The sequence below is a fragment of the Streptomyces sp. WG7 genome, assembly GCF_049975785.1.
Lineage (GTDB): Bacteria > Actinomycetota > Actinomycetes > Streptomycetales > Streptomycetaceae > Streptomyces.
In genome coordinates, this window is record NZ_JBNGGE010000047.1 from 51,499 (window position 1) to 60,041 (window position 8,543).

9 protein-coding genes and 1 pseudogene are annotated in these 8,543 nt (G+C 73.2%); 3 read left to right on the forward strand and 7 right to left on the reverse strand.

Annotated features, from left to right (window positions below):
* Positions 1-140 precede the first annotated feature (140 nt).
* The 3 genes from ACP4J0_RS31685 to rimP form a co-directional block, all read right to left on the reverse strand.
* A complete protein-coding gene (locus ACP4J0_RS31685) occupies positions 141-422 on the reverse strand; it encodes a YlxR family protein (protein ID WP_426602161.1) in 282 nt (93 codons plus the stop codon).
* A 135-nt stretch (positions 423-557) separates the two neighbouring features.
* Positions 558-1,559, reverse strand: coding sequence for a transcription termination factor NusA (gene nusA, locus ACP4J0_RS31690; protein ID WP_426602162.1), 1,002 nt, complete (start codon positions 1,557-1,559; stop codon positions 558-560).
* A 2-nt stretch (positions 1,560-1,561) separates the two neighbouring features.
* On the reverse strand, positions 1,562-2,089 hold the full coding sequence (gene rimP, locus ACP4J0_RS31695) for a ribosome maturation factor RimP (RefSeq protein ID WP_426602163.1): 528 nt from the start codon (positions 2,087-2,089) through the stop codon (positions 1,562-1,564).
* 229 nt (positions 2,090-2,318) lie between these two features.
* On the opposite strand from rimP, the gene ACP4J0_RS31700 reads away from it, so the two are divergent.
* From ACP4J0_RS31700 to ACP4J0_RS31710, 3 genes are read left to right on the forward strand one after another with little or no spacing between them, the layout of a single operon-like run.
* Positions 2,319-2,861, forward strand: a complete 543-nt coding sequence (locus tag ACP4J0_RS31700) for a hypothetical protein (protein ID WP_426602164.1) — start codon at positions 2,319-2,321, stop codon at positions 2,859-2,861.
* Positions 2,858-3,412 (forward strand): ferritin-like domain-containing protein, encoded by a 555-nt coding sequence (locus ACP4J0_RS31705; RefSeq protein WP_426602165.1) that lies wholly within the window; start codon positions 2,858-2,860, stop codon positions 3,410-3,412. Before ACP4J0_RS31700 ends, ACP4J0_RS31705 begins: the two co-directional genes overlap by 4 nt.
* 39 nt (positions 3,413-3,451) lie before the next feature.
* Complete coding sequence (locus tag ACP4J0_RS31710; RefSeq protein ID WP_426602166.1) at positions 3,452-4,351, forward strand: aminoglycoside phosphotransferase family protein; 900 nt, start codon at positions 3,452-3,454, stop codon at positions 4,349-4,351.
* Positions 4,352-4,770: 419 nt separating this feature from the next.
* On the opposite strand, the gene ACP4J0_RS31715 is transcribed toward ACP4J0_RS31710, so the two are convergent.
* The 4 genes and pseudogenes from ACP4J0_RS31715 to ACP4J0_RS31730 form a co-directional block, all read right to left on the reverse strand.
* Entirely contained in the window at positions 4,771-6,474 is a 1,704-nt protein-coding gene (locus ACP4J0_RS31715) for a proline--tRNA ligase (RefSeq protein ID WP_426602167.1), read from the reverse strand.
* 118 nt (positions 6,475-6,592) lie between these two features.
* Positions 6,593-7,123 (reverse strand): GNAT family N-acetyltransferase, encoded by a 531-nt coding sequence (locus ACP4J0_RS31720; RefSeq protein WP_426525298.1) that lies wholly within the window; start codon positions 7,121-7,123, stop codon positions 6,593-6,595.
* A 280-nt stretch (positions 7,124-7,403) separates the two neighbouring features.
* Positions 7,404-8,252: a GNAT family N-acetyltransferase gene (locus tag ACP4J0_RS31725; protein WP_426602168.1), complete on the reverse strand. Its 849-nt coding sequence runs from the start codon at positions 8,250-8,252 to the stop codon at positions 7,404-7,406.
* Between the two features lie 113 nt (positions 8,253-8,365).
* Positions 8,366-8,543, reverse strand: a pseudogene (locus ACP4J0_RS31730) (flavodoxin-dependent (E)-4-hydroxy-3-methylbut-2-enyl-diphosphate synthase); the annotation flags it as partial.

The window sequence follows — 8,543 nt, forward strand, 5'->3', positions numbered from 1 at the left end:
GTCGCTAGTTCATGGGCGTACTCATCGCGTACTCATCGAGTGCTCATCGCAATCTCGACCTGCTTTCACTTCGCGAGGTACCAGGCCGCACGGGGTTCCGTGCGGCTCGTCTTCCTTGGCACGTTGCCTGGATGCTGCTGTCAGCAACCCTGTGCCTGCTCGACGTAGCGGCGCAACGCCTTTACGTCGAGCGGTCCCGGGACGCGGAGCGCCCGCGGGAACGCCTTGCGGCGCTCTGCCTGGTCGACACAGACCGGTGCGGGATGCACGTAGGCACCCCGGCCGGGCAGCGTACCGCGTGGATCGGGGGTGCAATGACCCTCGACCGCCACGGTGCGCAGCAGCTCGCTCTTGACCGCTCGCTCCCGGCACCCCACGCAGGTGCGCTCAGGGCATGCTCGGGTACGTGTCCGGCCAGACACTCTTAAGTCTACCTCCCCGGACCGACCTCACCCCTTTGGGGCAAGAATCGAACACATGTGACACGCAAAGCTGTCGTGATCTCAGCGCCGCGCGGCCTGGATCTATTCCCCGCGCCCCGTCGGCGGCAGGTCGGACTACCGCTCCGACGACTGCTCGGACGGCTGCTCGGTGTCCGGCCGGATGTCGATCCGCCAGCCGGTCAGCCGGGCGGCGAGCCGGGCGTTCTGGCCCTCCTTGCCGATCGCCAGCGACAGCTGGTAGTCGGGCACGATCACGCGGGCGGAGCGGGCCGCCATGTCCACGACCTCCACCTTGGAGACGCGGGCCGGGGAGAGCGCGTTCGCCACCATCTCGGCCGGGTCGTCCGACCAGTCGACGATGTCGATCTTCTCGCCGTTCAGCTCGCCCATGACATTGCGCACCCGGCCGCCCATGGGGCCGATGCAGGCGCCCTTGGCGTTCAGGCCGGAGCGGGTGGAGCGTACGGCGATCTTGGTGCGGTGGCCGGCCTCGCGGGCGATCGCGGAGATCTCGACGGAACCGTCGGCGATCTCGGGCACCTCCAGGGCGAAGAGCTTCTTCACCAGGTTGGGGTGGGTGCGCGACAGCGTCACGGACGGACCGCGCACGCCCTTCGCCACCCGGACGACGTACGAACGCAGCCGCGTGCCGTGTGGGTAGGTCTCGCCCGGAACCTGCTCCTGCACCGGCAGGATGGCCTCCAGCTTGCCGATGTCGACGAGCACGTTCTTCGGGTCGCGGCCCTGCTGGACCACGCCGGTGACGATGTCGCCCTCACGGCCGGCGTACTCGCCGAGCGTCGCGTCGTCCTCGGCGTCGCGCAGCCGCTGCAGGATGACCTGCTTGGCGGTGCTGGCGGCGATACGGCCGAAGTCGGACGGGGTGTCGTCGAACTCGCGGGCCGCCTGGCCCTCCTCGAGGTCGGCGGGGTCCTCCTTCGCCCACACGGTCACATGTCCGGTGTCCCGGTCGAGCTCCACGCGCGCGTGCCGGCGGCTTCCCTCGGTGCGGTGGTAGGCGATGAGGAGAGCCGACTCGATGGCTTCGACCAGCAGGTCGAAGGAGATCTCCTTCTCCCGTACCAGGCCCCGCAGGGCGCTCATGTCGATGTCCACGGCTACGCCTCCTCGTCTTCCGTTGTGTCGTTGTCGTTCTTGCTGTTCTTGGTGTCCTTGCGGCTGAACTCGACCTGGACGCGGGCCTTGTCGATGTCGCCGAAGGCGAGTCTGCGGGTGGTGGCCTTGCGGCCCTTCACTCCGGGTACTTCGAGGTCGAGTCCGTCGTCGTCCACACCGAGGACGCGGGCGACCAGTTCGCCGCCCTCGTGCAGCTGGAACCGCACGAGGCGGTCCGTGGCGCGCACGTAGTGGCGGTGCTCGGTGAGGGAGCGCTCCGCGCCCGGGGTGCCGACCTCGAGGGTGTACTCCCCCTCGCCCATCGCGTCCGTCTCGTCGAGCTTCGCCGAGAGCGCGCGGCTCACATCGGCGATCCGGTCCAGGTCCGCTCCGGTGTCGGAGTCGACGACGACACGCAGCACACGCTTGCGGCCGACCGAGTCCACCGCGATCTCTTCGAGGTCCAGTCCCTGGGAGGCGACGAGCGGCTCCAGCAGCTCTCGCAGCCTCTCGCTCTGGGTGGTGCTCATCCGGGTGACTCCTCGGCCGCGTGTGCTGTTGTGGGTCGGTGCGCGTGTCTGGTCAAAGGGTATCCGGTCCCAGGGGGTGTTGCCGTCCACCCCGGGCTCGGCGGTGCCGATGAGTGGTGCCCGGACGGGGCCCGGGTACCGTGATCACGGGCAGGCCGCACCGCGTGTTCCCGTCGCGTCGCCCGTCGTTTTGCCGTCGCTTCCGTACGAGCCGTCGAGGACGTCTGCCGTGTCGTTTGTCTCACCCCCGCGCCTGCCCTCGGGGCCGCGCAGAAGGAGCCTGCTCGCGTCGGCCGCCGGGGCCGCCCTGCTCGTCGGATGTTCCGGCGGGTCGGACTCCGGCGGCACGGAGGGCGGTACGCCGGCCGCCGACCGGGCACGCGCGCGTGCGGCCCGGGACAGCGAGGGGCTGGCCGGGCGGTACGCGGCGGTGATGGCCGCCCATCCGGGGCTGGCGGAACGGCTGCGGCCGTTGCACGCGGCGGCCGTACGGCACGCGGAGGCGTTCGGCGCCGTACGCACGGCCTCACCGGAGGCGTCGGAGGCGTCGCCCACGGCGTCCGCGCGGGCCGCGGGTCCGGGGGACGGTCCCGGCACCGTGCCGGCGTCCGAGAAGGACGCCCTGGCCCTGCTCGCCACCGCCGAGCGGGAGCTGGCCGACCGGCGGGCCGAGGCGCTGCTGGGGGTGCCGGGCGAACTGGCGCGTCTGCTGGCCTCGGTGGCCGCGGCCGGCGCCGCACACGTGTATCTGCTGACGGAGGGTGACCGGTGAGCGAGGCGAAGGACCGGGCGCTGGACGCCCTCCAGGCGGCGCTGGCGGCGGAGCACGCGGCCGTGTACGCCTACGGGGTCGTCGGCGCACGGATCGACGAGGAACGGCACACCGAGGCGCGGACGGCATACGACGCGCACCGGGCGAGGCGGGACACGCTGGAGCGCGAGGTGCGCGGTCTCGGGGGCAGGCCGGTCGCCGCGGCGGCCGGGTACGCGCTGCCCTTCGACGTGCCGGACCCGGCGGCGGCGGTGCGGCTGGCGGCCGAGCTGGAGGACCGGGTGGCCGGGGTCTACTCCGACCTGGTGCGGGCGGCCGAGGGCGACCGGCGGGCCGCGGCGGCCGGGGCGCTGCGCGAGGCGGCGGTCCGGGCGGTGCGCTGGCGGGGCGGCAGCGTAGCCTTCCCTGGGCTCGCCGAGCGGGCCGGCAGCCCGTCGAGGCCGGACGCCGCCTCGGACGCGGCGTCGGACCGGGCTTCGGATACGGCGTCGGATGCGGCGTCGGACCGGGCTTCGGATACGGCTTCCGCTCCGGCGGCACCGACCGCGTAACACGTACGGCTGCCCGTACGGGAAGGGAACGGCTCGCGCATGGCTTTCGAACCGCCGCGGCGTCTGGTCAGGGCACTCGGCGAGACGGCACCGGACGGTGACGACTGGCTGGAGGACCTGCCCGGAGCGGCGGAACGGGCTGTGGCGCTGCGGGAGCTGACCGTGGAGCGGGTACAGGTGCCCGGCGGGCGCAGCAGCCTGGTGGTGCTGGTGCGGACGGCCGACGGGACGCCCGCGGTGCTGAAGCTGGCCCCGCGCCGCGCCCGCCCGGAGAGTGAGCGGGCCGCACTCGCCCACTGGGGCGGGCTGGGCGCCGTACAGCTGCGCGAAGCGGAGACCACGGAGGGCGTACTGCTGCTGGAGCGGCTGCATCCGGACGTGTCGGTGCGGTCGCTGCCGGAGGCGAAGGCGTTGCTGGAGGCCGCGGGCACGCTGCGGCGGCTGTGGGTGGAGCCGCCCGCCGGGCACCCCTTCGAGACCGTGGCCGGGCGGACCGGGCGGCAGGCCGAGGCCATGCGGGCGGGCGCGGTGGCCGACCCCGAGGTGGCACCGCTGGTCGACGCGGCGCTCGCGGCCCGCGCGGAACTGCTGGCCTCCCCGCCCGAGGAGCGGCTGCTGCACGGGACGTTCCGGCAGAGCAAGGTGCTCGCCGGGGACCGGATGCCGTGGCTGGCCGTGGGCCCCGACCCGGTGGTCGGCGAGAGCGCCTTCGACCTCGCCCGGCTGGTGCGGGACCGGGTGGAGGACCTCATCGCCCAGCCGTCGGGGGCGTCGACGACCCGGCGGCGGATCAAGCGGCTCGCGGAGTCGCTGGAGGTCGACCAGGAACGACTGCGCGGCTGGACGCTGTTCCGTGCCGTCGAGTCGGGCGTCCGGGCCCGCCGGGTGGGCCGGGAGCAGGACGCGGAACTGCTGCTGGAGTTCGCGGGCTGGCTGTAGGACGCCGGGGCGTGCGCGGCGGGTGGGCCGCACTGCCGCCGGTCGTCACCGTATGTGTCGCGGGGGCGTCTGCCGGCCGCCGGCCGGCGTCGGTGTTGTGGCGTCCCCGGCAGTCGGGGGGCACCGCGTCGGCTGCCGGGAATGTCGCAAGCCGGGCGGGGCGCCGCGTCCGTGGACGCCGCGAGTCGGGCGGGACGCCGCGTCCGTGGGCGGCAACGGTGTCCACGGAGGACGGAGTTGCCACGCCGGTACCCGCACTCCCTCCCCGCATGGACACGGGCGACCGGCATGCGCCACCGGCCCGCGGAGACCGCGCTCGTGCGGTGGTCGAACCCGCGACGGGGGCGGCCGTCATGCCGTGGTCGTGCCCCGCCCACAGGGGCGCCCGTCGGTCCTGGGCGCCTCCTGCGGGCTCGGGGTCAGGCCGTGAGGCGGGTGATGGCTTCCTCGACCGTCAGTTCCTCGCGCTCGCCGGTGCGGCGGTCCTTCAGTTCGACCACGCCTTCGGCGGAGCGGCGGCCGGCGACCAGGATCTGCGGGACGCCGATCAGCTCGGCGTCGGTGAACTTGACGCCCGGGGAGACGCCGGCGCGGTCGTCCACCAGGACGCGGACGCCGGCGGCCGCCAGCTTGTCGGAGACCTCCAGGGCCAGCTCGGTCTGCAGGGCCTTGCCGGCGGCGACGACGTGGACGTCGGCCGGGGCGACCTCCTTGGACCAGACGAGGCCCTTGTCGTCGGCGTGCTGCTCGGCGAGGGCTGCCACCGCGCGGGAGACGCCGATGCCGTAGGAGCCCATGGTGACGCGGGCCGGCTTGCCGTTCTGGCCGAGGACGTCGAGCTTGAGGGCGTCGGTGTACTTGCGGCCCAGCTGGAAGATGTGGCCGATCTCGATGGCGCGGTCCAGCTTGAGGCCGGTGCCGCAGTTCGGGCAGGGGTCGCCCTCGCGGACCACGACGACGTCGACGTACGCGTCGACCTCGAAGTCGCGGCCGGCCACGACGTTCTTGGCGTGCGTGTGCTCCTTGTTGGCGCCCGTGATCCAGGCGGTGCCCGGCGCCACGCGGGGGTCGGCGATGTACTTGACCTTCTCGCCGAGGCCCTGCGGGCCGACGTAGCCGCGGACCAGGTCGGGGCGGCCCACGAAGTCCTCGGCGGTGACCAGTTCGACGGCGGCCGGGGCGAAGTGCGCCTCGACCTTGTCCATGTCGACCTCGCGGTCGCCGGGGACGCCCACGGCGACGATCTCGCCGTCCACCTTGACGAGGAGGTTCTTCAGGGTGGCGGAGGCCTCGACGCCGAGGGAGGCGGCGAGGGTCTCGATGGTGGGGGTGTCGGGGGTGGGGATGTCCTCGGCGGCGGGCACGTCCGCCGCGTCCACGGGCTGGAGGGCGTAGGTGATCGCCTCGGTGTTGGCGGCGAAGTCGCAGTTCGGGCAGTCGGCGAAGGTGTCCTCGCCGGCGCCGGCCGGGGCGAGGAACTCCTCCGACTTGGAGCCGCCCATCGCGCCGGCGGTGGCGGCGCAGATGCGGTAGTCGAGGCCGAGGCGCTCGAAGATCCGCTGGTAGGCGGCGCGGTGCAGGGCGTAGGACTCGGCGAGGCCCTCGTCGGCGACGTCGAAGGAGTAGGAGTCCTTCATCAGGAACTCGCGGCCGCGCAGGATGCCGGCCCGGGGGCGGGCCTCGTCGCGGTACTTGTTCTGGATCTGGTAGAGGATGACCGGCAGGTCCTTGTAGGAGGACGCCTGGTCCTTCACCAGCAGGGTGAAGATCTCCTCGTGGGTGGGGCCGAGGAGGTAGTCGCCGCCCTTGCGGTCCTGGAGGCGGAACAGCTCGGGGCCGTACTCGTCCCAGCGGCCGGTGGCCTCGTACGGCTCGCGCGGCAGCAGGGCGGGGAGCTGGACCTCCTGGGCGCCGATGGCGTCCATCTCCTCGCGGACGATGCGCTCGACGTTGCCGAGGACCTTCTTGCCGAGGGGCAGCCAGCTCCACAGGCCGGCTGCGGTGCGGCGCACGTACCCGGCGCGGACCAGCAGCTTGTGGCTGAGGACCTCGGCGTCCGCCGGGTCGTCGCGCAGCGTCTTCGCCATCAACTTCGACATGCGCTGGACCGGTGCGTTGGCCATGGTTCTCGTGTCTCCTGCTGCTGGGGGTCCCCCCGCTCGAGCGCCGCCGAGAGCGGGGGAGGGTAACAGCAGGAGGTTAACCGGGGGGTCCAGCCCGGCGGAAATCGGTTATGCCCGGCTAGGCCCGGCGCAGGGGCAGCGGGGCGCCCATCACGGCGTACGGCTTGGGGGCGCTGGGGAAGAGGACCTGGCGGGCGAGGTCCTGGTAGCCGAGGGAGCGGTAGAGGCCGCGGGCGGGGCTCTCGGTGTCGATCGCGGAGAGGATCGAACGGGGCTCGGCGGCGCTGTCGGTGATCGTGGTGATCAGGGAGCGGCCGGTGCCGCGGTTCTGGTGGGCCGGGTGGACGTGGAGTTCGGTGATGACGAAGGAGTCGTCGAGCCAGGCGTCGTTGCCCCGGGCGCGGAGGTAGGGCTCGACGACGGTGGACCACCAGTGGGCGCGGTCGTTGGGCATGCCGTAGACGAAGCCGACGAGGGCGCCTCCGGCGGTGGCGCCGAGAGCTCTCGCGCCGGGGTGGGTCATGTGGCGCAGGACGATCTGGCGGCGGACGGCCACCTCGTCCGGGCCGAGTCCGAACGCGGCGGCTTGGACCGCGAGGGCCTCGTCCACGTGCGCGGCGAGGTCCAGTGGGCCGATCACGACGTCCATGTTCGGGAGCCTACAGGGGTGTTCCGGATGTACGCCCGGGGCGGAGGGGCTGTGGCTGGTCACGTTGCACGCCGGGGGCGGAGGGGCCGTGGCGGGTCACGTTGCACGCCGGGGGCGGACGGGCTGTGGCGGGTCACGTTGCACGACAGAGGCGGACGGGCCGTAGTGGACCACGTCACACGCCAGAGGCGGAGGGCTGTAGCGCGCCGTGCCCGCGCCGTGGAGTCTGGTGGCGGTGCGGGCGGTGTGGGCGGTGCGGGCCCCGCGTGCCCGGGGCGTTTCAGAACAGGACGCTCATGAATGCGCCGGCCTCCTGGAAGCCCACCCGCCGGTACGTCCTTCGTGCCGCCGTGTTGAAGTCGTTCACGTACAGGCTGGCCACCGGGGCGACGTCCGCCAGGGCGTAGCGCAGGACCGCTGCCATGCCCGGTGCCGCCAGGCCCTTGCCCCGGTACTCGGGGGCCACCCATACGCCCTGGATCTGGCAGGCACGGTCGGTGGCGGCGCCGATCTCGGCCTTGAAGACGACCCTGCCGTCGGTGTCGAAGCGGGCGAAGGACCGGCCGGAGCCGACGAGTTCGGCGACCCGGGCCTGGTAGAGCAGGCCGCCGTCGCCGGCCATCGGGGAGATGCCGACCTCCTCCGTGAACATCGCCACGCAGGCCGGCATGATCCGCTCCATCTCGTCCTTGCGGACCCGGCGGACGTAGGGGTCGGGGGCGATGTCGGCGGGCACGCGGTCGGTGACCATGAGGGGCTGCCGGGCGCGGACCTCGCGGGCCGGGCCCCAGCCCGGTTCGAGGAGCCGCCACAGCTGGGCGGTCGTGTCGGCGGGGCCGACGATCGAGGAGCAGCGGCGGCCGGCCCGCCGGGCGCGGTCGGCGAAGGCGCGGACGGCGCGCGGGGTGGCGCAGATGGGGACGAGGTTGGCGCCCGCGTAGCAGAGGGAGGTCAGCATGCCGTGCTCGTACCAGCCCCACATCTCGCCGCCGAGCCGCCACGGGTCGAGGCCGGCGATCTGCACCCGGGCGGTCACGAAGGCGTTCGCGACCGGCTCGCGGTCGAGAACGGCGAGCGCGGCGTCCAGGTCGCTCGGTTCGAGCACGCGGGAGGTGGTCTGCGTCAACACGTGCGGGGGCCTCACCCTGAGATCTGCTGGTCCCCGCACTGTACCTGGCATGCATATGCCGCGCCGCCCCCCGGGGCGACGCGGCAGGAGAGGGCGGTTATGCCCGATGAGACTCAGCCCGCGACGGAGACCGAGGGCTCGCCGGAGGTGACGCCGTCGGCCTCCATCTGCTCGGCGATCTTCATGGCCTCCTCGATGAGGGTCTCCACGATCCTGGACTCGGGGACGGTCTTGATGACCTCGCCCTTGACGAAGATCTGCCCCTTGCCGTTGCCGGAGGCGACGCCGAGG

Bases quoted from the DNA above. Each gene is read 5' to 3' on its own strand.
- ACP4J0_RS31720 (WP_426525298.1), bottom strand. From the start codon at position 7,123: ATGGACGTCGTGATCGGCCCACTGGACCTCGCCGCGCACGTGGACGAG.
- rimP (WP_426602163.1), bottom strand. From the start codon at position 2,089: ATGAGCACCACCCAGAGCGAGAGGCTGCGAGAGCTGCTGGAGCCGCTC.
- ACP4J0_RS31715 (WP_426602167.1), bottom strand. From the start codon at position 6,474: ATGGCCAACGCACCGGTCCAGCGCATGTCGAAGTTGATGGCGAAGACG.
- ACP4J0_RS31710 (WP_426602166.1), top strand. From the start codon at position 3,452: ATGGCTTTCGAACCGCCGCGGCGTCTGGTCAGGGCACTCGGCGAGACG.